At 63.2% G+C, this 23,042-nt stretch carries 25 protein-coding genes and 1 pseudogene; 17 read left to right on the top strand and 9 right to left on the bottom strand.

The window, feature by feature from the left end; translation table 11 throughout:
• Positions 1-320, top strand: a 320-nt coding sequence (locus BP26_RS0120995) for a DUF2238 domain-containing protein (RefSeq protein WP_029922523.1), incomplete at its 5' end; no start/stop codon positions are given.
• 15 nt (positions 321-335) lie between these two features.
• On the opposite strand, the gene BP26_RS0121000 is transcribed toward BP26_RS0120995, so the two are convergent.
• Positions 336-1,031, bottom strand: a complete 696-nt coding sequence (locus BP26_RS0121000; protein WP_029922524.1) for a VIT1/CCC1 transporter family protein — start codon at positions 1,029-1,031, stop codon at positions 336-338.
• 141 nt (positions 1,032-1,172) lie between these two features.
• On the opposite strand from BP26_RS0121000, the gene BP26_RS0121005 reads away from it, so the two are divergent.
• From BP26_RS0121005 to arsA, 3 genes are all read left to right on the top strand, one after another.
• Positions 1,173-1,763, top strand: coding sequence for a hypothetical protein (locus BP26_RS0121005; protein ID WP_245611861.1), 591 nt, complete (start codon positions 1,173-1,175; stop codon positions 1,761-1,763).
• Positions 1,760-2,458: a class III cytochrome C family protein gene (locus tag BP26_RS0121010; RefSeq protein WP_036517575.1), complete on the top strand. Its 699-nt coding sequence runs from the start codon at positions 1,760-1,762 to the stop codon at positions 2,456-2,458. The genes BP26_RS0121005 and BP26_RS0121010 overlap by 4 nt, the downstream gene beginning before the upstream one ends.
• Before the next feature lie 806 nt (positions 2,459-3,264).
• Positions 3,265-5,256: an arsenical pump-driving ATPase gene (gene arsA, locus BP26_RS0121015; protein WP_084183304.1), complete on the top strand. Its 1,992-nt coding sequence runs from the start codon at positions 3,265-3,267 to the stop codon at positions 5,254-5,256.
• A 49-nt stretch (positions 5,257-5,305) separates the two neighbouring features.
• Here arsA and BP26_RS0121020 read toward each other — a convergent pair whose 3' ends face one another.
• The 7 genes from BP26_RS0121020 to BP26_RS0121050 are packed head-to-tail and all read right to left on the bottom strand — an operon-like array spanning position 5,306 to position 11,321.
• Positions 5,306-5,566 (bottom strand): ArsR/SmtB family transcription factor, encoded by a 261-nt coding sequence (locus BP26_RS0121020; protein ID WP_029922528.1) that lies wholly within the window; start codon positions 5,564-5,566, stop codon positions 5,306-5,308.
• The gene (locus BP26_RS0121025; RefSeq protein ID WP_029922529.1) at positions 5,550-5,924 is read right to left on the bottom strand and encodes a carboxymuconolactone decarboxylase family protein; all 375 of its coding nucleotides are present in this window, start codon (positions 5,922-5,924) and stop codon (positions 5,550-5,552) included. The genes BP26_RS0121020 and BP26_RS0121025 overlap by 17 nt, the downstream gene beginning before the upstream one ends.
• Positions 5,921-9,172, bottom strand: coding sequence for an efflux RND transporter permease subunit (locus BP26_RS0121030; protein WP_029922530.1), 3,252 nt, complete (start codon positions 9,170-9,172; stop codon positions 5,921-5,923). The genes BP26_RS0121025 and BP26_RS0121030 overlap by 4 nt, the downstream gene beginning before the upstream one ends.
• On the bottom strand, positions 9,169-10,200 hold the full coding sequence (locus BP26_RS0121035) for an efflux RND transporter periplasmic adaptor subunit (RefSeq protein ID WP_036517576.1): 1,032 nt from the start codon (positions 10,198-10,200) through the stop codon (positions 9,169-9,171). Before BP26_RS0121035 ends, BP26_RS0121030 begins: the two co-directional genes overlap by 4 nt.
• Positions 10,201-10,218: 18 nt before the next feature.
• A complete protein-coding gene (locus BP26_RS0121040) occupies positions 10,219-10,473 on the bottom strand; it encodes a YgaP family membrane protein (RefSeq protein ID WP_029922532.1) in 255 nt (84 codons plus the stop codon).
• Between the two features lie 24 nt (positions 10,474-10,497).
• Positions 10,498-10,947, bottom strand: a complete 450-nt coding sequence (locus tag BP26_RS0121045; protein WP_051749258.1) for a protein tyrosine phosphatase family protein — start codon at positions 10,945-10,947, stop codon at positions 10,498-10,500.
• On the bottom strand, positions 10,944-11,321 hold the full coding sequence (locus BP26_RS0121050; protein ID WP_051749259.1) for an ArsR/SmtB family transcription factor: 378 nt from the start codon (positions 11,319-11,321) through the stop codon (positions 10,944-10,946). The genes BP26_RS0121045 and BP26_RS0121050 overlap by 4 nt, the downstream gene beginning before the upstream one ends.
• Positions 11,322-11,497: 176 nt before the next feature.
• Between BP26_RS0121050 and BP26_RS0121055 the strand changes: the two genes are divergently transcribed.
• The 10 genes from BP26_RS0121055 (at position 11,498) to trpC (ending at position 20,396) form a co-directional block, all read left to right on the top strand.
• Complete coding sequence (locus BP26_RS0121055; protein WP_029922535.1) at positions 11,498-12,781, top strand: NAD(P)/FAD-dependent oxidoreductase; 1,284 nt, start codon at positions 11,498-11,500, stop codon at positions 12,779-12,781.
• Positions 12,778-13,209 carry a thioredoxin domain-containing protein gene (locus tag BP26_RS0121060; protein ID WP_029922536.1) on the top strand — a complete coding sequence of 144 codons (432 nt, stop codon included), beginning with the start codon at positions 12,778-12,780 and terminating at the stop codon, positions 13,207-13,209. Before BP26_RS0121055 ends, BP26_RS0121060 begins: the two co-directional genes overlap by 4 nt.
• Before the next feature lie 8 nt (positions 13,210-13,217).
• A complete protein-coding gene (cydP, locus tag BP26_RS29765; protein WP_029922537.1) occupies positions 13,218-13,478 on the top strand; it encodes a cytochrome oxidase putative small subunit CydP in 261 nt (86 codons plus the stop codon).
• Positions 13,475-15,043, top strand: coding sequence for a cytochrome ubiquinol oxidase subunit I (locus BP26_RS0121070; RefSeq protein WP_245611863.1), 1,569 nt, complete (start codon positions 13,475-13,477; stop codon positions 15,041-15,043). The genes cydP and BP26_RS0121070 overlap by 4 nt, the downstream gene beginning before the upstream one ends.
• On the top strand, positions 15,036-16,172 hold the full coding sequence (gene cydB / locus BP26_RS0121075; RefSeq protein WP_029922539.1) for a cytochrome d ubiquinol oxidase subunit II: 1,137 nt from the start codon (positions 15,036-15,038) through the stop codon (positions 16,170-16,172). The genes BP26_RS0121070 and cydB overlap by 8 nt, the downstream gene beginning before the upstream one ends.
• A gap of 10 nt (positions 16,173-16,182) precedes the next feature.
• Positions 16,183-16,326 (top strand): cytochrome bd-I oxidase subunit CydX, encoded by a 144-nt coding sequence (cydX, locus tag BP26_RS28895; RefSeq protein ID WP_084183303.1) that lies wholly within the window; start codon positions 16,183-16,185, stop codon positions 16,324-16,326.
• Complete coding sequence (locus tag BP26_RS0121080) at positions 16,323-17,594, top strand: TolC family protein (protein WP_029922540.1); 1,272 nt, start codon at positions 16,323-16,325, stop codon at positions 17,592-17,594. The genes cydX and BP26_RS0121080 overlap by 4 nt, the downstream gene beginning before the upstream one ends.
• Positions 17,595-17,963: 369 nt before the next feature.
• Entirely contained in the window at positions 17,964-18,545 is a 582-nt protein-coding gene (locus BP26_RS0121085) for an anthranilate synthase component II (protein ID WP_029922541.1), read from the top strand.
• A gap of 1 nt (position 18,546) precedes the next feature.
• Entirely contained in the window at positions 18,547-19,581 is a 1,035-nt protein-coding gene (trpD, locus tag BP26_RS0121090) for an anthranilate phosphoribosyltransferase (RefSeq protein WP_029922542.1), read from the top strand.
• The gene (trpC, locus tag BP26_RS0121095; RefSeq protein WP_029922543.1) at positions 19,578-20,396 is read left to right on the top strand and encodes an indole-3-glycerol phosphate synthase TrpC; all 819 of its coding nucleotides are present in this window, start codon (positions 19,578-19,580) and stop codon (positions 20,394-20,396) included. Before trpD ends, trpC begins: the two co-directional genes overlap by 4 nt.
• A 61-nt stretch (positions 20,397-20,457) precedes the next feature.
• Here the strand turns inward: trpC and BP26_RS0121100 are convergent, their stop codons facing one another.
• Entirely contained in the window at positions 20,458-21,099 is a 642-nt protein-coding gene (locus BP26_RS0121100; protein WP_211255004.1) for a cyclic nucleotide-binding domain-containing protein, read from the bottom strand.
• Between the two features lie 143 nt (positions 21,100-21,242).
• Between BP26_RS0121100 and BP26_RS0121105 the strand changes: the two genes are divergently transcribed.
• The 3 genes and pseudogenes from BP26_RS0121105 to BP26_RS30770 form a co-directional block, all read left to right on the top strand.
• On the top strand, positions 21,243-21,662 hold the full coding sequence (locus BP26_RS0121105; protein ID WP_029922545.1) for an OsmC family protein: 420 nt from the start codon (positions 21,243-21,245) through the stop codon (positions 21,660-21,662).
• A gap of 192 nt (positions 21,663-21,854) precedes the next feature.
• Positions 21,855-22,661, top strand: a complete 807-nt coding sequence (speD, locus tag BP26_RS0121110; RefSeq protein WP_029922546.1) for an adenosylmethionine decarboxylase — start codon at positions 21,855-21,857, stop codon at positions 22,659-22,661.
• Positions 22,662-22,765: 104 nt separating this feature from the next.
• Positions 22,766-23,042: pseudogene (locus BP26_RS30770) on the top strand (IS3 family transposase); the annotation flags it as partial.

The raw sequence follows: 23,042 nt of genomic DNA on the forward strand, positions 1-23,042 counted from the left end.
TCGGTTTCTCGCACAACGCATACGATCGCTTGGTACATTTTTCCTTCGGCCTGCTCTGCTTCCGGCCGATGCGGGAAGCCCTCGCCAGCGTGCTGCCGCGTGCCCAGGGAGCCTCCCTGGCGCTGACCACGGCAGTGGTGACGGCGATCTCCGCGCTGTACGAATTGCTCGAATGGGCCGCCGTGCTGGTGTTCGGAGGCTTCCTCGGCCAAGCCTATCTCGGCACGCAGGGCAACATCTGGGACGCGCAGAAGGACATAGCGCTGGCGCTGCTGGGCACTCTGATCACTCGGATTAGGTTTGGCCGCCAGCCGCCGTGACCGCCCCGCGCGTCACTAAGCCACCAGTCGCGCGATGACGAAAGCCACAGCGGCGGCCAGACCGCCGATGACCGTCGTCTGCGCGCCGCTGCGCAGCGTCGACACGCCAGTGAAATGCCCTTTCACCGCGCCGAACCCAGCCAGAGCCATCAGCGTGACCACAACCGAGCTCCATAGCGCCTGTCTGGCGTCGCCCACGACAAAGTAGGCGCTCAGCGGAATCAGGCCTCCGACGACGTAGGCCAGAGCGATGGTCAGCGCCCCTTTCCAGGCCCGCCCAGGCTCCGGCGCCTCCAGGCCAAGCTCGAAGCGCATCATGAAAGCGATCCAGTCTTTGGGGCGCGCACGGAGCGATTCGACGACCTTGCTGCTCTCGTCGGGGGATAGGCCGAAGCTCTCGAATACGTCGCGCGCCTCCTTGGCCTCGACTTCCGGCAGCGTTTCCACTTCGTGAGCTTCGCGGGCAAGCTCGCTAACGTAGTGCTCGGTATCGCTGCGTGCGGCCAGGAAGCCACCCAGGCCCATGGCGATGGAACCGGCGGCGACCTCGGCCAATCCGGCAGTAAGGATCACGTGCGAGTCCGAGATCGCGCCAGTCAGGCCCGCCGCCAGTGCAAAGGGCACAGTAAGACCATCAGACATGCCGATCACGATATCACGCACGGCTTCGCCGGCGGTGAAATGCTTCTCGACGTGAGGAGTCTGGGGCATATATGGATTACTCGTACCCGCCAAGCGACTGCCCACTGTAGCCAGCATTGCCGCAATGACAGTTGATCCAGGTCAATGCAGCGCATGGCTAACTGGATTTTTCTATGTAGAGGGGCAGCTTCACTCACAAGGACCGCACGGGTGCAAAAGAAAATGCCGACCTCCGTCATCCGCCGCGACCTTGTCCCGTTCACTGCAATCTTTGCGTCCCTCATCGGGGCGGCGCTGATTGGGGATTATCTACTGCACCAGCAAGACATAGTCTGGCTCGGGCGCTATCTGGGTATCCCTGGCACGCTCTTGATTCTGGGGTCGCTCGTTTACTCGTTGCGCAAGCGCAAGGTGATCACCAGCGGTAATCCTGGCACGCTCCTGCGCTGGCACGAGTTCATGGCCTGGCTGGGATCAATGCTGGTGCTAGTGCACGCAGGCATCCACTTCAATGCACTCCTGCCGTGGTTGGCCGTCGTAGGGATGCTGGTCAACGTCGCCAGCGGCCTTACCGGCAAGTACCTCCTGCAGCGCGCCCGCCGACGCCTGCTCGCGGCGAAGGCTACCTTGCAGCAAGGGGGCAGGTCCGAGGCGGAGATCGAACAGGCCGTATTCTGGGACGCCATTGCCGTCGATGCGATGATGAAGTGGCGCGCGGTGCATTTTCCGGTTGCCTTCCTGTTCGGCGCGCTCGCCGCCGGGCATGTGCTGGGCATCTTCACCTTCTGGGGCTGGCGATGAAGCGTCCGGTTCTGCTCGTTTTGCTGGCCGCGATCGCGGTGCTTGCAGCCCTGGCCCTGGTGTTGCCGGAAAAGATGCTGGCACCAGGCCCGGTGGCCAAAGTCCACGGCGACCTGGGCCACGACTGTTTTGCTTGCCATGTGCCATTTGGCGGCGCCTCGGCCGAACGCTGCATCGCCTGCCACAAACCTGATTCCATCGGGATTGCAACTACCCAGGGAGTTCTCCTGCGCGACAGGCACCCGGTGCCGTTTCATCAATATCTGTCGGACAGGGATTGCCTGGCCTGCCACGGTGAGCACGAGGGCGTACGCAAGCTGTCGAGCGCCCATCGCTTTTCGCACGAACTGCTCCTGCCCGAGGTGCGGCAACGCTGCGAATCCTGCCACTCAAAACCCAATGACAGCTTGCACGGAACAATTTCCGGGGGCTGTGCGCAATGTCACTCACAGAACGGCTGGAAGCCGGCAACGTTCGAGCACGACCGCTACTTTCCCTTAACCGGAGAGCACCAGGCCCAGTGCGCGGCCTGCCATACGACGAACGACTTCCGTACCTACACCTGCTTCGGTTGCCACGAACATTCGCCGGAGAGGGTCCGTGCCCAGCATGCCGAAGAAGGCATCCGGCAACTCGACAATTGCGTTGAATGCCACCGCAGCGGCAGGGGCGAGGGCGAAGGACGCGACGATTAGCGGGCCGCCCGGTCTCAAGCTATGTGAGCCGGCGCGGTAGGCACCCGGAAACACATTCAGACAAGGGTGCCGCCGCCATCGGCATTGCCGATCTCGATCGTGGCCGCCATGCGCCTCTACAATCCGGGCGACGATAACGAGCCCCAGGCCACTTCGAGCGCCTCAAGCAACAGGGTTTCAAGCTCGGCGAGCCGCAGACGAAAGAGGCCGGTGAGCGCGAGAAGAGCTGAGCCCCTGCAGGAGCGGAGCGTCGCCAGCTATTCGCGCGACGGGCCGCTCCGTCTCTGCGGTGGCACGATCTCTGATCAGAGTGCATGGTCTGCCCGAGCAGGACCGCTTAGGGCCTTGCACAGGAGATATGAGTTATGTTGCCTGATAACGGACATCCGCCACTGACTCCTTTGCAAGCCGGGAGCGGCTGGTTGAATGACCGAGCCCCCCAGTAGCATACGTTCGCTTAGCAGGCGGTCCGATCAACTCATTTGGGCACGCAGTCGCTCTCGCCTACCCGCGTGCGGGAATTTGTGGTCCATGAAGGTACGGTCGTCACCCCAACTTCGCAGCTTGGAAGCAGTCATTCACCACCGCCTTTCGTCGGGCGCCTGCCCCGTCGGCCCCCGAGATCTCAAAGATTATTTGGGGAGCGTTACGGCGAGTGCAAGAAGTTGCGGCCGACCTTTCCAAAACGATCAACCAACGCGCTTTGACCTGGGTCAACTGGCACGCCCTGCACGTCGGCTATTTTATGAAAATGTCTGCGCTCATGTACCCACGTGGCGCCCAAGCGCTTTATCGGGAGAGACACTGTGCAGATCAAGATCCTCGGCTCCGGATGCACGCGGTGTATCGCGCTGACGGAGAACACGCGCACAGCATTGGTTGCGCTTGGGCAAAGCGCGGAGATCGTGAAAATCACAGATCATGAACAGATCCTGGCGCATGGAGTGACGTTGACTCCTGCGTTGGCCATCGACGACAAGGTTCTCTCCGTGGGTAGAGTTCTGACCGCTCCGGAAATCAGAACCCTGATCCTGTCTGCGAAGAGCCGCATCGAACTGCTGCCAAATCCGACGCGCCACCTATTCTTCACAGGCAAGGGCGGAGTCGGCAAGACCTCCCTTTCGGCGGCGGCAGCCGTAGGTCTGGCGGACTCCGGTCGGCGTGTACTGCTGGTCAGCACAGATGCCGCCTCGAACCTCGATGAAATGCTCGGTGTGCGCTTTAGCAACACGGCCACGCGGGTGCCCGGCGTCCCCGGAATGTCGGTGCTCAACATCGATCCTGACGTTGCTGCCGAGAGCTATCGCCAGCGCGTGCTGGCGCAGATGGGGCCAGAGGCCAGCGAGACTGACCGGGCCGAGGTGCGGGAACAACTCTCTGGCGCCTGCACTACCGAAATCGCATCATTCGACGAGTTCTCGAACCTGCTGACGGGCGACGCCTCGTCTTACGATCACGTCGTATTCGATACGGCGCCGACAGGGCATACGCTGCGACTGTTGAGCCTGCCAAAAGCTTGGAGCGGCTTTCTCAAGGACAATGACCGCGGCGCTTCCTGCCTCGGCCCACACTCCGGTCTAAAAATGCAGGAGGAGCGCTTCAATGCTGCGCTCGTTTCATTATGCGATCCGACACAGACCACGGTCGTTTTAGTGGCGCGAGCGGATCGCAGCACTCTTGCAGAGGCAGCGCGAACCTCGGACGAATTACGGGCGCTTGGTCTTAACAATCAGCGCCTCGTGATCAACGGGGTGTTCAAGGCCAGCGATCCAAACGATGACGTTGCCCATGCCATCGAGGAACTCGGACAGGAGGCGATCCAGAACATGCCCGCTGCGCTCAGCCCACTGCCGCAGACCATAGTTCCGCTTCGCGCGTTCGACACGGTAGGGCTGCCGGCACTACGAGCGTTGCTGAGCGATGTTCCGCCGATGGCCAATGCGCCGGCCGTAGACATGCCGACCCCGGTGTTTGACCACCTCGATAAATTGGTCGATCAACTGTCCGCCAGCGAGCGCGGCCTGATCATGGTCATGGGCAAGGGAGGCGTTGGCAAGACCACGATCGCCGCCGCCATCGCGATAGGACTGGTCCGTCGGGGCCACGCGGTGCACCTCAACACGACCGACCCCGCCGCACACCTGGCGATGACACTGGACGGCGAACTTCCCGGACTCAAGGTCGACCGCATCGACCCAAAGCTGGAAACGCAGCGCTACGTCGAAAAGATCATGGCAGCACGGTCGCCGGGTCTCGATGCACAGGAGCAGGCACTGCTGCTGGAGGACTTGCAATCGCCTTGCACCGAGGAAGTTGCTGTATTTCATGCGTTCTCGCGCACGGTCTCCGAAGCGCGCAGTGCATTCGTCGTCCTCGACACCGCACCGACCGGTCACTCGCTGCTGCTAATCGACGCGACCGGCGCCTATCACCGACAAATGACGCGGGAGTTCGAGGGTCGCGGCTCGGCGCACATCGTCACGCCGCTGATGCGGCTGCAGGACGCAGCCTACACCCGGATCATCCTTGTCACACTTCCCGAGGTCACGCCCGTGTCGCAGGCTTCTGCCCTGCAGAATGATCTGCGCCGCGCTCGCATTGAGCCGTATGCCTGGGTCGTCAACAAGTCCCTGCTTGCGTCTGGCACCCATGATGCGCTACTGAAGGCCAGACTGGATGGCGAGCGGCTGCAGATGGCGCGCCTGACGACAGGCTTGTCGAAACAAACCTTCGTCGTGCCATGGATGAAGGACGCTCCGGTAGGGCTTCAGAAGCTCTCGCGGATTCTGGAATCCTGACGTTCGTAGCCCGACTTGCTAGCGACTTCCATGGCGGCTCTGGCGACTGTCAACGCTCCCTTGCCATCTTGGTGAGGATGTAGTGATTTCTCTTGCCCGCACGCGTCGAACGGATCAGCCCCGCTTTGCGAAGCACGCCCAACTGCTGCGACAGAGTTGGTTGCCCTATCCCCGATGTGACTGCCAGATCACCGACTGAATAGCTGCCCTCAAGCAGCATGAGCATCAGCAGCAATCGTTTATCGCTCGCAACTGCACGCAAATCAGACGCGGCGCCAGCGATTGAACTGATGTCAAGCTGCTTTGGCATGGGAAGCAGACTGTTCCGGCTCGGACAGCTGTTCAAATGCAGCAAGCGCGTCGGCGGAATACATGAGTGACGGCCCTCCGCCCATGTAGACGGCCATGCCCAGCGCCTCCTCCAGCTCGGCACGCGTCACGCCAAGGCGAACCAGCGCCTTGACGTGGAATCCAATGCAGGCATCGCAATGCGCCGCCACCCCGAGTGCGAGCGCAATGAGTTCCTTGGTCTTGGCATCCAGCGCTCCGGCCTTTGTGGCGGCTTGCGCCATCGCGCTGAAGCCCTTGGTCACATCCGGAATCCCGGCGCGCAGTTTGGCCAGGGACGCGGAGATGGAATCGGTGATGTCGCGATAGTTCTTGCTCATGGTGTATCACTCGAAGCGGGGATCGATGTTGCGGGGGCCTGCGCCGCCTTGTAGTGGTAGGCGTAGTACACAACGGGGATGACGAACAGGGTCAGCACGGTGGAGACGAACGTGCCGAAGATCAGTGAGACGGAAAGACCCGAGAAAATCGGATCGTCCAGGATGAACAGAGCGCCGATCATCGCGGCGAGCGCCGTGAGCGCAATAGGGCGGGCACGTACGGCGGCTGCGCGGATCACCGCATCCTGCAGCGGCCGACCCCGCGCGATTTCCAGCTGCACGAAGTCGACCAGCAGAATGGAGTTGCGCACAATGATGCCGGCCAGCGCGATCATGCCGATCATGGAGGTGGCCGTGAATTGCCGCCCCAGCAAGGCGTGCCCAGGCATGATCCCGATCAGGGTCAAGGGAATCGGCGCCATGATAATCAGCGGAATGCCGTAGGAGCCGAACTGTGCGACGACCAGCAGATAAATCAGCACCAAACCTACCGAATAGGCAATGCCCATGTCGCGGAAAGTCTCGTAGGTGATCTGCCATTCACCGTCCCACTTCAGGCTGCCGGCGATCGGGCTTTCGGGCTGGGCGATCAGCGTTTGCTCGATTGGTTGCCCCCCCGGGAGGTTCATCTTCCCGAGTGCCGATGAGATTCCCGCCATGCCATAGAGCGGGCTATCGGTATGCCCAGCCATGTCGCCGACGACGTAGACCAGCGGCAGAAGATCCTTGTGGTAAATGGACTGCTCGTGCGGGCTGCGTTCCACGGTGGCCAACTCGCCGACCGGCACGAGACTTCCGTCACGCGAGCGAACCCGCAGCAACTTCAAGTTGTCGGGGTCGGATTTTTGTTCCAGGGGCAGCTCGACCCGCACCGGGATCGGGTACTTGCTCTGTTCGCTGTGCAAATAGGATAGGTCGGCGCCGCGCAGGGCCATGGTGAGCGCGTCAACCACTGCGTCTTGACTCACACCAAGCCGTTCCGCCCTCGGGCGGTCCACGGCAAACACGAGCTTCTGTTGTGGTGCCTCGATGGAGGTGTCCACGTCCACTACGCCATCAACCGTGCGGAATGCCTTCTCGATCTCGCGGGCCAGCTGCATCTGTCGCCCATAGTCCAAACCGTAGACCTCGGCCACGATCGGTGCCAGCACGGGCGGGCCAGGCGGCACCTCCACGATCTTGACGTTAGCCTGAAGCGCCGCGCCGATCCGCTGCAGGGGCTCGCGCACCGCCATGGCGATATCGTGGCTTTGCCTGGAGCGGTGATGGCGGTCCACCAGGTTGACCTGCAGGTCGCCCTGGTAGGCCTCGCGCCGCAGGTAGTACTGACGCACCAAGCCGTTGAAGTTGATCGGAGCCGCGGTGCCGGCATACGACTCGACGTCGCGGACCTCCGGCAGGCCTCGCAGGTACGCGCCGAGCGCCTGCAGCGTACGCTGGGTCTTCTCCAGCGAGGTGCCGGCCGGCATGTCCACCACGACCTGGAATTCCGACTTGTTGTCCAACGGCAGCATTTTCAACACCACCAGTTTGGCTCCCGCCAAACCCAGTGACAGCAGGATCGCGGCCAGCACCCCGCCCAGCAGCTTCAGACGCGCCCCACGGCCGGACGCCCCACGGAGGAAGGGCGTCATGCGCCGGGTGAAGAAAGCCAACAGCCGATCATCGCCGCCGCCGTGAGCGGCTGGAGTCACGTGGCCGCCGAGCAGGCGCATCGACATCCAGGGAGTCAGTACGAAGGCGACCGCCAGCGAGATCAGCATGCCCATGCTCGCGTTGATCGGGATCGGCTGCATGTAAGGGCCCATCAGGCCTGAGACAAAGGCCATCGGCAGCAGCGCCGCGATCACCGTCAGCGTGGCCAGAATGGTTGGCCCGCCGACCTCATCCACCGCCAGCGGCACCGCCTCGCGCAGCGGCCGGCCTCCAATCAGCATGTGACGGTGGATGTTCTCCACCACCACGATGGCGTCATCCACCAGGATGCCAATGGAAAAGATCAGCGCGAACAGGGAAACACGGTTTAGGGTGAAGCCCCACATGCGAGAAGCGAATAGCGTGATCAACAGCGTCACCACGACAGCGGCGCCAACGATAACAGCCTCGCGCCGCCCGAGAGTAAATAGCACCAGCAGGACCACAGACCCAGTGGCCAACACCAGCTTTTCCATCAGCGTCGTCGCCTTGTCAGCGGCGGTCACGCCGTAATTGCGCGTCACGGTGGCGTGCACGGCGCTGGGCACATAGACGCCGCGTAGCTGGTCGAAGCGATGGATCAGGTGGTTGGCGACGACGACCGCGTTTTCACCGGGCTTCTTCGATATGGCGATGGTCACGGCCGGGAAGCAGCCGTGAGGTGGCGCGCTGGTAGCCGCGCCGGTGCAATACGTAACGTAGTTCTGAGGGGTCTCGTCGCCGAAGCGGATCTCGGCGACATCGCTCAGATGGATCGGGCGGTTCTGGTAGCTGCCCACTACCAGTTCACCGACCTCTTCCTGGCGCATCAGGAAGGTGCCGGCCTGCACCTGGATGTCCTGGTCGTCGCGCACCAGCACCCCGGCATCCGCGGAGCGGTTCGCAACCGTCAAGCCCTGGCGCAGGTCGGAGGGAGCCAGGCCGTAGGCCGCCAAGCGACGCGCGTCCAGCGCGACGTGAACGATGCGCTCTGGTCCGCCGATGCTGTAAATGTTGCGCGTCCCGGGCACCCGTTTCAGCTCGGTCTCCAGCGTATGTGCCACCCGCAGGAGCTGGCCGCCGTCCATACCCGGAGCATCGCTCCACAGCGTCAGCGCGGCAATCGGCACATCGTCGATGCCCTTGGGCTTGATCAGCACCGGACCGGCGCCGACGTCGCGCGGCAGCCAATCCTGGTGCTCATAGAATGCGTTGTACAAGCGCACGATCGCCTCGGTCCGCGGCTGCCCCACCTTGAATTGCACCGTCAGCACCGCCATGCCAGGCCGGGAGACGGAAAAGACATGGTCTACGCCCACGATCTCCGCAGCCACCTGCTCGGCGCCGTTGCTGACCAGTTGCTCCACTTCCTTGGCCGAGGCCCCCGGGAAGGGGATGAACACATTGGCCATGGTTACATCGATCTGCGGCTCTTCCTCCCGCGGCGTGACCATCAGGGCAAAAAGGCCCATCAGCAGCCCGACCAGCGCCAGCAGCGGCGTAATGCGGGATTCAAGGAAAGCAGCGGCGATGCGCCCGGCGATCCCCAGACGCGGTGCCGACGCGCCGCTCATGGAGTCCCGCCTTCCTGCCTGCGCACCGCCTCGGCAGCCGCGACTGGATCGCTGACCACCTGCTCGCCGGCCGCCAGGCCCGCCACAACCTCGATCCGACCGCCTTGCACGGTCCTACCCGTACGGACGGCACGGAACTCCAACCGGTGCTGTGCATCCTCGACATAGAGACCGGTCACCTCGCCGCGCTGCGCCAACGCGGCTTCTACGACCGTCAGGGCCGATGCGCTGGCCAGCTTGAACCCAACCTTCACCAATTCGCCCGGATAGATCCCATGCGGACCGGCGCCAGGAAACTCAACGCGCGCCCGAAACGTGTGGGTATGTTCGTCGGCGTAAGGAAAGAAGACCACTGCGGAGGCGTCCACGGAAGCGCCGTCCGGAAAAATGACCCGCGCCGCCGGATTGCCGCGCAGCGCGCCTACGAACTGCTGCGGCACATCCACCACCGCGCGCAGCCGGTCCAGCGACAGCAGCGTCACGACCGGCCTGCCAGGGGCCGCAAGCTCACCAACCTCGACATGTCGTGCAGTGATGATTCCGGCGAACGGGGCGCGAATCAGGGCCTGTCCCTCTTGCTCCAGTGCTCCATCAACCGCTGCCTGCGCAGCGTCGCGAGCCGCTGTCGCGCGGTCCATCTGCGCCTGGGGGATCAGCTTCTTGTCGAACACAGCCTTGACGCGACCGTACCCGGCCTGAGCCTCCTTCAGGGCCGCCTGCGCCGCATCCAGCCGGGCGCGGGGCTCGGCGTCACGCAGCCGAGCCAGGATGTCGCCCTTCTGTACGGCCGTATTCACATCGACCGGCAGTTCCACGATGCGGCCCGCGGTCTGGGCTGACACCGTAGACTGGCTTACGGCTTCGAGTACCCCATCAAAGGCCTGCTCATGATCCATTGGCCCAAGTTCTACGCGCACCACGGCCAGATGCGGATCGGTCGCCGTCGACGGCGGGGGCGCGGAATCGTGGCCACAAGCGGCCACAGCCAGGGCCAAAGGCGCGACCAGCATCATTGCCCGCATCGACATGGTCCGCTCCAGCCGCCGTTATTTTCTGTCAGCGGCGCAGAACGCCGCGCCGCTGCGCACCCCAAGCCTGGAGAGAATCATGGCCAAGGGGCAAAGCCCGGTGAAGGACGCCTGCAACATGTTTGCGCCAACGAAGGCGGTGAACCACAGCCAATGGATGCTGTGGACTTGTGACAGGATCAGGGAGGCCAGAACAAAGAGTCCGGCGAAGCGGAACACCAGTCGGTCGACATTGGTTCCGGTCTGGCTGCTGGGCAAAGTGGTGACGGTCATGGCTGTTTCTCCAGTTCTGGTGGCTCAGTGGCCTGCCAGGATGTTTCGGACGGCGGGTTCGAGAATCTTCAGCCCTGCGGCGCGGCCGGCATTGACGGCCTCTTCGATCGGAAGTCCGTCGACGAAATGGGCCTTCAAGGCGAACAGGGCGCCGACGCGATTCCCGCTCGCACAGTGCACCAGCACAGGCCCTGCTTCTGCATCGCTCAGAGCTGTGGCCAGCTTGCGGGCATTGGCCGGGGTGAGATCGGCGGGGCCGGCAACGGGGATGTTCACGTAGACCATCCCAAGCGATCTGACGACGGCGGCCTCGTCGTAGTCCGATGGCTCGGACGGCGGGCACAAGTTGACGATCATCTTCACGCCGCGTTGCCGCGCCTGCTCCAGGTGCTCGGGGCGCGGTCGGCCGCCCGTGCACAGGCCCTCGGCCGGCGTGCATGCGTTGGGCACATCAATCCAGATTTGAGAACTCATTTGCTGACCCTCTTGCGCCGCGACCCCTTGGCTCCAGGGGCACAGCAGTAGGTGGAATACAGCACGTGGATGATGTCCAGGGCAGGGCCGTCAGGGACGCTGTAATAAATCGTTTGCGACTCGCGACGCGTCGACACGAGGCCGTCGGCGCGCAGTACGGCCAGATGCTGCGACAGCGCGGACTGCGACAGCGGCACGCGCTCGTTGAGCGCTCCAACCGAAAGTTCGCCCTGAGACAGCGTGCACAGGATCATCAGGCGATGTCGATTGGCCATCGCCCGCAGCAGGGCTTCCGCCTCGCCGGCATGCAGCTCGAGCTCGTGAAGCGCTGGAAGCTCCACTTCCGCAATCTTTCGCGTCGCCGTCCTGGTCATACATTTGACATTACTAAATTAGTGATCTCTAATGTAACTGCGTTCGATATAGTTGGCAAGTGCGAGTGTGCTTGCCGCTGGCGCAGCGCGAATTGATCCACATCAATGGCAGGACTGCGGACGGCGCGCAGGATGCGAAAGGCGCCAATGCGGCCCGGCCGAGGAGCAAGCGAATCATGGCCAATATCGTTGTCATGGGCGCCGGAATCGGCGGCCTTCCGGCCGCGTACGATCTGCGCGCGAAGCTGGGCGAGGAGCACCGCATCACCGTGGTCAGCGCGATTGACCACTTCCAGTTCACGCCTTCCAACCCTTGGGTGGCCGTGGGCTGGCGCCAGCCGGAGCAAATCGTCGTACCACTGGCGCCCCGGCTTGAAAAGAAGGGCATCCGCTTCATACCCCAGGCGGTGACGCGGCTCGACCCCGCGGTTGGCAAGCTTAGTCTGGCCGACGGCCAGGAACTCAGTTACGACTACCTCATCATCGCCACCGGACCCAAGCTCGCCTTTGACGAGATTCCAGGGCTCGGACCGGAGGGCCATACCCAGTCAGTTTGCACTACGCCCCACGCAAGTCGTGCCTGGGTCGCGTACCAGGAATTTCTCAAGAATCCGGGGCCCATCGTTATTGGGGCCGCGCAGGGCGCAAGCTGCTTTGGCCCTGCCTACGAATTCGCGCTGATCGTTGATTCCGATCTGCGCAAGCGCAAGATCCGTGACCAGGTTCCGATGACCTTCGTCACCAGCGAGCCCTATATCGGCCACATGGGACTCGGCGGCGTCGGCGACTCGAAAGGACTGCTGGAGTCGGCTCTCCGCCAGCGTCACATCAAGTGGATCACCAACGCCAAGCTGCTGGAGGCGAAGGCCGATGCCGTGCGCGTCGCCGAGCACGACGACAAGGGCCAGGCGGTGAAGGAACTGGAACTGCCCTCGCGCTTCACCATGTTCATACCCGCTTTCAAGGGGGTGGATGCCGTGGCGGCCGTCAAGGAAATGTGCAACCCGCGCGGTTTCGTGCAGATCGATGAGTATCAGCGCAATCCGAAGTACCCCAATATCTACTCGGCGGGTGTGTGCGTTGCTATTCCTCCGGTCGAGGCGACTCCGATCCCAACCGGCGCGCCCAAGACCGGCTACATGATCGAGTCCATGGTCACGGCCATCGTCGAGAACATCAAGGAGGAGCTGGCTGGAAAGCCGGTCACGCACAAGGCGACCTGGAACGCCATTTGTCTGGCAGACATGGGAGACGACGGCGTCGCGTTTGTCGCGTTGCCGCAGATCCCGCCGCGCAACCTCACCTGGGCCAAGCAGGGCAAGTGGGTTCACCTGGCCAAGATCGCATTTGAGAAGTATTTCATCAGCAAGATGAAGAGTGGCAACACCGAGCCCGTGTTCGAGAAATATGTACTCAAGGCACTCGGCATCGTCCGCTTGAAGGAAAAGGTGTCCGAATGAGCCTGCTGCGCAGCTGTCCCGCCTGCGGGCGGTCCAACCGGGTTCCCGCTGGCCACCTCGCTGATGTCGGGCGCTGCGGTGCCTGCCATGCCCAACTGCGGCCACTGGCTGAGCCGCTAGACGCTACCGAGGCGCAGTTCGATGCGATCGTCGGGGCGGCACGAGTCCCGGTTCTGGTCGACTTCTGGGCTCCCTGGTGCGGCCCGTGCCGTACCGCCGCGCCGGAGGTGGAGAAAGCAGCCAAAGCCCTCGCCGGCCGGGCTATCGTGCTGAAGGTCAATACCGAGTCGCAACCTGCGCTAGCTCAGCGATTTGGGGTGCGCAGCATTCCCAACTTCACGGTATTTCGTGATGGGCAGCCTGTCTGGCAGCAACCCGGCGTACTCGGACACGGCCAGCTCGAAGCAGCTGTTCTTCGGGCGGTCTGAACTTGAACATGGGCGATACCCCTCTCAGCCCGGCAATCGCTGCCGGTGAACGCCACACCGGCGCCCGCGTCGCCGCGCAGCAGAACGACTGGCCGCGCGCGCTGATATCGAAGATGGCGCTCCTGCTGCTGATCAAGCTGATCGCCCTGGGCGGCCTATGGTGGTGGTTCTTTTCGCCGTCCCACCGCCCGCCAGCCAACGGAGCCGCCGTGGCCTCCCGCTTCCTCTCCGAATCCAAGCCTGCATCATCAGGAGCGCAGTCGCCGTGAATGACCTCTTGGTAGTCGATCTGTCACGCCTGCAATTCGCGATGACCGCGCTTTATCATTTCCTGTTCGTGCCGCTCACGATAGGTCTTTCGGTCCTGCTGGCGATCATGGAAAGCGTCTACGTCATGACCGGGCGTGAAATCTGGCGGCAGATGACGAAGTTCTGGGGCCTGCTGTTCGGCATCAACTTCGCCATGGGCGTGGCCACCGGCATCACCATGGAATTCCAGTTCGGCACAAACTGGGCTTATTACGCGCACTACGTTGGCGATATCTTCGGGGCGCCGCTGGCGATCGAGGGCCTGATGGCCTTTTTCCTGGAGAGCACTTTCGTCGGGCTGTTCTTTTTCGGCTGGAACCGGCTTTCGAAAGTTGGCCATCTCACCGTGACCTGGCTCGTCGCCCTTGGTTCAAACCTGTCGGCACTTTGGATTCTGATTGCCAATGCCTGGATGCAGAATCCGGTTGGGGCCGAGTTCAATCCTGACACCATGCGCATGGAGCTCACCTCGTTCAGTGCCGTGCTGTTCAATCCAGTGGCGCAGTCCAAGTTCGTCCACACCGTGTCAGCGGGTTACGTCACGGGCTCGATGTTCGTGCTGGCCATTTCCGCCTGGTATTTGCTGCGTGGCCGTAACCTGGAATTTGCCAAGCGCTCCATGACGGTCGCCGCGAGTTTCGGCCTGGCATCAGCGCTTTCAGTCGTGGTGCTGGGTGACGAGAGCGGCTACACCCTGTCAGAAAATCAGAAGATGAAGATCGCTGCGATCGAAGCCATGTGGCAGACCGAGCCGGCGCCGGCATCGTTCACCCTGTTCGGATTTCCCGACGTGGAGCATCGCACTACCCACGCCGCGGTGCAGGTGCCATGGATGCTTGGATTGATTGCAACGCGCTCCATCGATACGCCGGTACCCGGGATCGAACCACTGGTGGAGGAAGGACGAACCCGCATCCAGAAAGGAATGCTGGCCTATGCAGCTTTAAAGAAGCTGCGGGCCGATCCTCGCGACACACAGGCGCGAGCGGACCTGGAGGCGCACAAAGCCGATCTGGGTTACGGCTTCCTGCTGCTCCGCTTCATCAAGGACCCCGCCGCCGCCACGCCGGAAGACATCGACAAGGCGGCGCAGTCCTTGATCCCCAACGTCCCGGTGCTTTTCTGGTCCTTCCGCCTGATGGTTGCCCTCGGCTTCTTCTTCATCGGCTTGTTTACGATCGCCTTCCTGCTGTCCACAATGCAAAGGCTCGACCGCTATCGCGGGTTTCTCTACGTCGCACTGTGGTCGCTGCCCCTGCCCTGGCTCGCGGCCGAGGTCGGCTGGACTGTGGCGGAACATGGTCGCCAGCCTTGGGCGGTTGATGGCGTGCTGCCGACTTTCCTCGGCGCATCGCCGATTCCTGCCAGCCAGGTAGTGCTGTCCTTGATCGGCTTCGTCGTGTTCTATACAGCACTGGCTGTAGTCGACATATTCCTGATGCAGCGCATGGCGCGGCGGGGGCCCGACGTCCTGGGCTACTGGCCCAGACCAGCAGGACCTGCGAAGGGGGCCCTCCATGTTTGACTATGAAGTGCTGCGCCTGATCTGGTGGCTGCTGCTCTGCGTCCTGTTGATCGGATTCGCGGTGATGGACGGATTCGACCTGGGCCTGGCCGCGCTGTATCGTTTCATCGCTCGCGACGACGCGGAGCGGCGCGCGCTGTTGGAGGCGATTGAACCGGTGTGGGACGGCAACCAGGTCTGGTTCATCCTGGGCGGGGGCGCAGTGTTTGCGGCCTGGCCACTACTGTACGCCGCATCATTTTCCGGCCTGTACTTGGCGATGTTGCTTGTGCTGCTGACCTTCATCGTGCGGCCGGTGGGCTTCAACTACCGCAATAAGCTGACTCATCTCCGTTGGCGATACGGCTGGGATTGGGCTCTTTCATTGGGCGGGACAGTTGCGGCGCTGTTGTTCGGCGTGGCGATTGGCAATCTGTTCCTGGGTCTACCCTTCTCGTTTGATGATCTCCAGCGCCCGGTCTTCACGCTCAATTTTTTTGCACTGCTCAAGCCCTTCGCGCTGCTTTCCGGGGTCGTGAGCCTGGGGATGTTGGCAATGCACGGTGCCGCCTACGCCGCGCTGAAAAGCGAAGAACCCCTGGCCCAGCGCGCTCGGGCGATCGGCCAAGCTGCGGCACTGGTTTACGTCCTGGCCTTTGTGGGGGCTGGCATCTGGCTCGCATACGGCATACCCGGGCTGCATATCGACTCGGGGGCGGATCCGAACGGCCCGTCCAATCCCCTGCTCAAGACCGTGTCTGTTCTGCCGGGCGCCTGGCTCGGCAATTACGTCCGGACGCCCGTGCTATGGGTCGCGCCAATTGCGGCGATCGCGGGCGCCTTGCTCACGGCCCTGCTTCTGCGGTTGCGAAGCGACCGTTTGGCCATTGTGACCAGCGCGGTGACGCAAGCCGGCACCATCCTGACCGCGGGACTGGCTTTGTTTCCCTTCCTGCTGCCGTCCTCGACCAATCCGTCCCACAGCCTGACCGCGTGGGATGCCTCCAGCAGCCGGCTGACACTGTCGATCATGCTGGTGGCGACGCTGATTTTCATGCCGATCATTCTCGCCTATACCGCCTGGGTATTCCGGGTATTGCGCGGGCGTGTCCGACTGGCCGAGGTGCGTCTGCACGACGGCTTCTATTAGGAGAGTTCCGATGTGGTATTTCACATGGGTATTGGGATTGGGACTGGCGGCGGCATTCAGCATTCTGAATGCAATGTGGTATGAGGTATTGGCCTACCAACGTGAAAATGGCACGCACCCGGATGGCGACGGTACGGAGCGGCTTTCGGAATGAGGCCAGGGCTGCGAAGGGTAGCGGCGGCAGCGCTGGCCGCATGTGTCGGTACGGCTCGCGCTGGCGAGCTGGGCGATCTATTGCGCGGAGCTCTCGACCACCCGGCGATCGCCGCACAGCGCAGCCGGACGAGCGCCGCAGACCATCAAGTGGAAGCCGCATCGGCACGTTATTTTGGTGCGGGCAGCGCATCGGCCGATGATGCTACTTACGAGGGGGATCGCTTTTTGGGTGTGCTGAGCCCGGCCGGCTTTGCCAACCCCTCGTTCGCGCGGAACCAGTTCCGATTTGGTGCCAGCTATACGCTCCCAGTGGATCTGTTCGGAGTCATCGCCGCCAATCGGGAGTCGGCCAAACAGGATCTGGCCGCCGCCGAGCTGACGCTGCGCCAGGAAACGCTGCTCAAATTGCACGAAACCCTGACCGCTTATGTTCAGCTGCAGGCGTTGGAGACACAAGGGTTCGCTATTGGCATGCAGCAACAACACATCGCCGCGATGGTGGATCGCGTAACCGCCCAGGTCAACACAGGCGAGCTGGGTACGACCGACCTCAAGCTTGCACAAAGCGAGTTGGCGCACGTCGAAGCAGAGCGGGTACGGCTCGATGGCGAGCGCGAGCAAGCACTTGCTGTGCTTGAAGAAGCATCGGGCCGTCGACAGCTCCCGTCGAAGGCCGCGATATCGGTACCCGCATGGCATGTTGGTGATGCCAAAGAAGCTCTTCCCGTGCGCATCGCCCAAGCGGGCGAGCAAGCCTCCGAGGCGCAGGCCCGGGCCGAGCGCCGGGCGCTCTGGCCGTCCCTTTCCGCAGGGGCGGACTACTACCAGTATCAGGGCGGCGGACATGACCAGGACACTTGGAGCGTGGGGGCCAGGGTATCGCTACCCCTCGATATTGGCGCTTTTCGAAAGACCTCCGGCGCGGACGCGCTAGCTGCCGCTGCGCGTGACACCGCCACCGCAACGCAGCGAAAGGCGCGAAGCCAACTGGCAGCGCTACGGGCGTCCTATGATGCAGCGGTCGCGAACGTCCGGGCGCTGGGCACCGAACTGGACTATCGCCAACAGGTTGTCGCCGTGCAAGAGGAGCTCACCAAGGTGGGCGCCCAGACGGTGGAAGACAGCTTGCGCCATGAACGCGATCGAGTGGAGGCCGAAGCGCGTCTGGCGCAGGCCCGGGCACAGGCGCTGGAAGCATGGTCGGCCGCGCAGGTCCTGAGCGGCCTGGCGCCCGAAACATATATTTCCGAGCTGGAGGCGCTTTGAACTCGCCTTCGGCGGGCAGCCACTGATATCGCATACTCCGGCTGAAGGAGGCAGACTACCTGGCCGCGCAGTCGTTGCAGATGCGCTGGACCCGATTGCAATGGAGTCAATACGGTGGCGCCAGCGCGGCGCTGGGGCGGCACCGTCGAGGAGGACTGCCGCGGCGGGATTCAGAAGCTTTTACATGGGCAATGCGAAAAGCCAGTATCTGAAAAGTCCGGAAGCTCCCCAATTGGATTGCCATTCGTCGGATAATAGGCGCCTACTCAACGCGCAGTGAAAATTTGCACCCCACTGTGTATATAAATGTGAGTACGGACGGCATCATCCGACAATGAGCCTCTTTATTTTCATATAGTTAGGCTCTGTATGCTGGTAATGATCGACAACTACGACTCCTTCACCTACAACCTGGTGCAGTACCTGGGCGAGCTGGGTGCGGAAGTGCAGGTGTTCCGCAACGACCAGATCAGCGTGGACCAGGTGGCGGCGCTCAAGCCCGAGCGCATCGTGCTCTCGCCCGGCCCCTGCACGCCGAACGAGGCCGGCATCTGCCTGGAACTGCTGGAGCGCCTGAAAGGCCGCTTTCCCATCCTCGGCGTCTGCCTCGGCCACCAGGCCATGGGCCAGGCCTTCGGCGGCAAGGTGGTGCGGGCGCGGCAGGTGATGCACGGCAAGACCAGCCTGATCCACCACGAGGGCAAGGGCGTCTTCACCGGCCTGCCCTCGCCCTTCACCGCCACCCGCTACCACTCGCTGATCGTGGAGCGCGCCAGCCTGCCGGCGGAATTCCAGGTCACCGCCTGGACCCAGCACGAGGACGGCTCGGTGGACGAGATCATGGGCCTGCGCCACAAGACGCTGCCGATCGAGGGCGTGCAGTTCCATCCCGAGTCGATCCTGACCGAGCATGGGCACGACATGCTGAAGAACTTCCTCGAGGGGAAATAGCATGCCGCCCATCACGCCCCAGGAAGCGCTGCAACGAACCATCGAGCACCGCGAGATCTTCCACGACGAGATGGTCGGGCTGATGCGGCAGGTGATGCGCGGCGAGGTGTCGCCGGTGATGACCGCGGCCATCCTCACCGGCCTGCGGGTTAAGAAGGAGACCGTCGGCGAGATCGCCGCGGCGGCGCAGGTGATGCGCGAGTTCGCACTGAAGGTGGAAACGCCGGCCTACGAACACTTCCTCGACATCGTCGGCACCGGCGGCGACGGCGCCAACAGCTTCAACATCTCCACCGCCTCGATGTTCGTGGCGGCGGCGGCGGGCGCGCGAGTGGCCAAGCACGGCAACCGCGGCGTCTCCTCCAGGTCCGGCAGCGCCGACGTGCTGGAAGCCCTGGGCGCATACATCGAACTGCCGCCGCAGCAGGTGGCCGCGTGCATCGAGCAGACCGGCATCGGCTTCATGTACGCGCCGCTGCACCACCCGGCGATGAAGGCGGTGGGGCCGGTGCGGCGCGAAATGGGTGTGCGCACCATCTTCAACATCCTCGGCCCGCTGACCAACCCGGCCGGCGCGCCCAACATCCTGATGGGCGTGTTCCATCCGGACCTCGTCGGCATCCAGGTGCGGGTCCTGCAGCGCCTGGGCGCGCAGCGCGCCCTGGTGGTGTGCGGCAAGGACGGCATGGACGAGATCTCGCTCGGCTCGGCCACGCTGGTAGGCGAACTGCGCGACGGCGAGGTGCGCGAGTACGAGGTACACCCGGAGGACTTCGGCTTCGCCATGTCGGCCAGCCGCAACCTGCGGGTGGAGAACGCGCAGGAATCGAAAGCCATGCTGCTGCAAGCGCTGGACAACCAGCCCGGCATCGCCCGCGACATCGTGGCGCTCAACACCGGCGCCGCGCTGTATACCGCCGGCCTGGCCGACTCCATCGCCGCCGGCATCGCCCTGGCGGGCGAGGCCCTGGCCAGCGGCGCGGCGCGGGCCAAGCTGGAGCAGTTTGTCTCCACCACGCAAAAATTGAAACCATGAACGCTCCCAAGGCCGACATCCTCGACACCATCCTGGCCCGCAAGCACGAAGAGATCGCGGCGCTGGCGCAACGCACCACCCGCGCCGCGCTGGAGCAGGCAGCCGCCCAGGCCGACGCGCCGCGCGGCTTCGCCCGTGCCCTGTCCGCAGCAGCGGGCAAGCTCGGCGCCGGCATCATCGCCGAGATCAAGAAGGCCTCGCCCAGCAAGGGCCTGATCCGCGCTGACTTCGACCCGGCCTGGATCGCGCAGGAATACGAGAGCGGCGGCGCCGCCTGCCTGTCGGTCCTCACCGACGAGAAGTTCTTCCAGGGCCGCAACGAGTACCTGCAACAGGCGCGGGCCGCCTGTGCGCTGCCGGTGATCCGCAAGGATTTCCTGATCGATCCGCTGCAGGTGATCGAGGCCCGCGCCATCGGCGCCGACTGCATCCTGCTGATCGCCGCGGCCCTGCGGCCGGCCAAACTGGAGGAGCTGGCGCTGCTGGCGCAGGGGCTGGGCATGGACGTGCTGGTGGAAGTGCACGACCGGACGGAGCTGGAGGCGGTGCTGCCGCTGAAGCTGCCGCGGCCGGTGCTGCTGGGCATCAACAACCGCAATCTGCGCACCTTCGAGACGCGGCTGGAAACGACGCTGGAGCTGCTGCCGCTGATACCCGATGGTTACGAAGTGATCACCGAGAGCGGCATCTTCACGCGGGCGGACGTGGCGCGGATGCAGGCGGCGGGAGTGCGTCGCTTCCTGATCGGCGAGTCGCTGATGCGGCAGCCGAGTCCGGGCGCGGCATTGAGGCAGCTACTAAACCCGCTCGTTTGAACAGTCCGGGCCATGGATGGCCCGGTGCTTGTCAGGACGACACGCGTCGGCGACATGCTTCCTAGTCGCCCTTGTACTCGGCGAGGCGCCCGCTGCTGGAAACCAGGATGCTGCGCCCCTGGGTGGCAACCAGCCCGTCTTCCTCCAGCTTCTTCAGCACGCGGCCGGCCATTTCACGCGAGCAGCCGACGATGCGCGCCAGTTCCTGGCGGCTGATGCGTACCACGGTGCCCTTGGCGTTGACCTTGGCGTCCGGCTGCTGGGTCAGGTCGAGCAGGGTGCGGGCCAGGCGGCCGGCGACGTCGAGGAAGGTCAGGTCGCGCAGACGGCGGCTGGTATCGCGCAGGCGGGTCGCCAGCTGGCCGGCCACTTCGAACATGATGTCCGGATGTTCGCGGTTGAAGGCGCGGAAGGCCTGGAAGCCGACCTCCGCCACCAGGGTGGCGGTACGGGTGCGAACGATGGCGGTACGGGTCTCCTGTTCGGGGAACAGGCACATTTCACCGAAGAATTCGCCGGGGTTGAGATAGGCCAGGACCATTTCGCGGCCATTGGTGTCCTCGACCAGCACGCTGACCGAACCTTCCAGGATCAGGTACAGGGTCTGCGGCACGCTGCCGGCATGGACGATGGTGTGTTTCGGCGGATAGCTGCGCTTGTGCGCCATCCCTACGAAGGCCTGGACGACTGGTTTGTCGAACACGTGAAACCCCTTGATTTTTGACGGCTCGGCCAAAGTTTCTGGCCAGCTTTCACCTTATAGTATTGAAAAGTACCATAATTTGCGGGCAGATCGCAGGCAAAATCCGCAAAAAGCGGGCAAAATCGGCCAGAAACGGAGCGGCAATGGAAGCGCGGGTGAAGTGGATCGAGAATGCGGCCTTCATGGCCGAAACCGGCAGCGGTCATGCCATGGTCATCGACGGCCCTGCCGATATCGGCGGCCGCAACCTGGGGCCGCGGCCGATGGAGATGATGCTGCTTTCGGTCGGTTCCTGCTCCGCCGTGGATATCGTGCACATCCTCAAGAAAGCGCGGCAGCCGGTGTCCGGCTGCGAAGTGGCGGTTTCCGGCGAGCGCGCCGAGACCGATCCCAAGGTGTTCACCAGCATCCACCTGCATTTCACGGTCAGCGGCAAGGGCCTGTCGGAAAACCAGGTGAAGAGGGCGGTGCAGCTGTCCGCCGAGAAGTACTGCTCGGCCTCGATCATGCTGCAGAAGGCCTGCCCGGTGACCCACGACTTCGAGCTGGTCGAGCTGCCCTGAAAACCGCCTGACGGCCGCCTTTGTGGCTGTCACCAAGGCGTCAAACCTGGCCCGTTAAGCTGCATCGGTCCGGCCGCTTCCGGTGAAGCGGCGCCTGTGTACTCGCATTCGCCATAATTTGGCTGGATAATGCGCGTTTCCGCGCCCCCCGGGCGGTCGCGGCGTTCAGCTTTATAGCGGCTTTATCTGGAGATGCCTGCGTTGACCAAGCCCACCAATAATCCCAAGCTCAAGCTCCTCGGTTTCAACAACCTGACGAAGACGCTGAGCTTCAACATCTATGACATCTGCTATGCGCGCAGCACGCAGCATCAGCAGGAGTACATCGAGTACATCGACGAGGCTTACAACGCGGAGCGCCTGACCACCATCCTGACCGAGGTGGCGGACATCGTCGGCGCCAACATCCTCAACGTGGCGCGCCAGGATTACGATCCGCAGGGCGCCTCGGTGACCATGCTGATTTCAGAAGGCCATCATGACGGCCTGGCCACGCCGGGCCAGGTGGAAAAGGACTCGGTGGTGGCGCACCTGGACAAGAGCCACATCACCGTCCACACCTACCCGGAAACGCACCCGGACGCCGGCATCAGCACTTTCCGCGCCGACATCGACGTCTCCACCTGCGGCAAGATTTCGCCGCTGAAGTGCCTGAACTTCCTGATCAAGAGCTTCGAGTCGGACATCGTGGTGATGGATTACCGCGTGCGCGGCTTCACCCGCAACGTGCGCGGCATGAAGCACTACATCGACCACTCGATCGACTCGATCCAGAACTTCATCTCGCGCGACATCAAGGAGCGCTACGACATGGTGGACGTCAACGTCTACCAGGAGAACATCTTCCACACCAAGATGCGCCTGAAGCAGCTGGACCTGGACACCTACCTGTTCGGCGAAGGCGTCTCGGAACTGCCGCCCCGCGATGCCAAGCGCATCCGCGAGCGCGTCGACCACGAGATCATGGAAATCTTCTACGGCCGCAACATCCAGCGCTGAAGCTTCCTGTCGATGTAAAAAAGGCGGCCTGTGGCCGCCTTTTTGTTTGCGCTGACCCGTCCTGTCCTGGGTTGACACCTTTTCCACCAAGAAGAGGCGAGTCAATGACGACAGGCGTTAAGCGGACACAGCGGGACTACACGCTGGCTTTTAAGCTGGCGGTGGTCGAGCAGGTCGAAAAAGGCGAACTGAGCTACAGGCAGGCCCAGGCGCGGTACGGCATCCAAGGGCGGTCGACGGTGCTGGTGTGGCTGCGCAAGCACGGGCGCCAAAGCTGGGGTGTTGAGGCATCATCCCGTGCTATGCCCCGCACACGCCCCCCAACACCCGGCGAACTGACTCCCGAGCAGAAGATCAAGGCGCTGGAAGTCCAGTTGCAGC

Source organism: Nevskia soli DSM 19509, assembly GCF_000711955.1.
Classification (GTDB): Bacteria; Pseudomonadota; Gammaproteobacteria; order Nevskiales; family Nevskiaceae; genus Nevskia; species Nevskia soli.

Excerpts from the sequence above, each read along its gene's own strand:
- BP26_RS0121000 (WP_029922524.1), bottom strand. The coding sequence starts at position 1,031 with ATGCCCCAGACTCCTCACGTCGAGAAGCATTTCACCGCCGGCGAAGCC.
- BP26_RS0121010 (WP_036517575.1), top strand. The coding sequence starts at position 1,760 with ATGAAGCGTCCGGTTCTGCTCGTTTTGCTGGCCGCGATCGCGGTGCTT.
- BP26_RS0121020 (WP_029922528.1), bottom strand. The coding sequence starts at position 5,566 with ATGCCAAAGCAGCTTGACATCAGTTCAATCGCTGGCGCCGCGTCTGAT.
- BP26_RS0121025 (WP_029922529.1), bottom strand. The coding sequence starts at position 5,924 with ATGAGCAAGAACTATCGCGACATCACCGATTCCATCTCCGCGTCCCTG.
- BP26_RS0121030 (WP_029922530.1), bottom strand. The coding sequence starts at position 9,172 with ATGAGCGGCGCGTCGGCACCGCGTCTGGGGATCGCCGGGCGCATCGCC.
- BP26_RS0121035 (WP_036517576.1), bottom strand. The coding sequence starts at position 10,200 with ATGTCGATGCGGGCAATGATGCTGGTCGCGCCTTTGGCCCTGGCTGTG.
- BP26_RS0121040 (WP_029922532.1), bottom strand. The coding sequence starts at position 10,473 with ATGACCGTCACCACTTTGCCCAGCAGCCAGACCGGAACCAATGTCGAC.
- BP26_RS0121045 (WP_051749258.1), bottom strand. The coding sequence starts at position 10,947 with ATGAGTTCTCAAATCTGGATTGATGTGCCCAACGCATGCACGCCGGCC.
- BP26_RS0121050 (WP_051749259.1), bottom strand. The coding sequence starts at position 11,321 with ATGACCAGGACGGCGACGCGAAAGATTGCGGAAGTGGAGCTTCCAGCG.
- BP26_RS0121055 (WP_029922535.1), top strand. The coding sequence starts at position 11,498 with ATGGCCAATATCGTTGTCATGGGCGCCGGAATCGGCGGCCTTCCGGCC.
- BP26_RS0121060 (WP_029922536.1), top strand. The coding sequence starts at position 12,778 with ATGAGCCTGCTGCGCAGCTGTCCCGCCTGCGGGCGGTCCAACCGGGTT.
- cydP (WP_029922537.1), top strand. The coding sequence starts at position 13,218 with ATGGGCGATACCCCTCTCAGCCCGGCAATCGCTGCCGGTGAACGCCAC.
- cydB (WP_029922539.1), top strand. The coding sequence starts at position 15,036 with ATGTTTGACTATGAAGTGCTGCGCCTGATCTGGTGGCTGCTGCTCTGC.
- cydX (WP_084183303.1), top strand. The coding sequence starts at position 16,183 with ATGTGGTATTTCACATGGGTATTGGGATTGGGACTGGCGGCGGCATTC.
- BP26_RS0121080 (WP_029922540.1), top strand. The coding sequence starts at position 16,323 with ATGAGGCCAGGGCTGCGAAGGGTAGCGGCGGCAGCGCTGGCCGCATGT.
- BP26_RS0121085 (WP_029922541.1), top strand. The coding sequence starts at position 17,964 with ATGCTGGTAATGATCGACAACTACGACTCCTTCACCTACAACCTGGTG.
- trpD (WP_029922542.1), top strand. The coding sequence starts at position 18,547 with ATGCCGCCCATCACGCCCCAGGAAGCGCTGCAACGAACCATCGAGCAC.
- trpC (WP_029922543.1), top strand. The coding sequence starts at position 19,578 with ATGAACGCTCCCAAGGCCGACATCCTCGACACCATCCTGGCCCGCAAG.
- BP26_RS0121105 (WP_029922545.1), top strand. The coding sequence starts at position 21,243 with ATGGAAGCGCGGGTGAAGTGGATCGAGAATGCGGCCTTCATGGCCGAA.
- speD (WP_029922546.1), top strand. The coding sequence starts at position 21,855 with ATGCCTGCGTTGACCAAGCCCACCAATAATCCCAAGCTCAAGCTCCTC.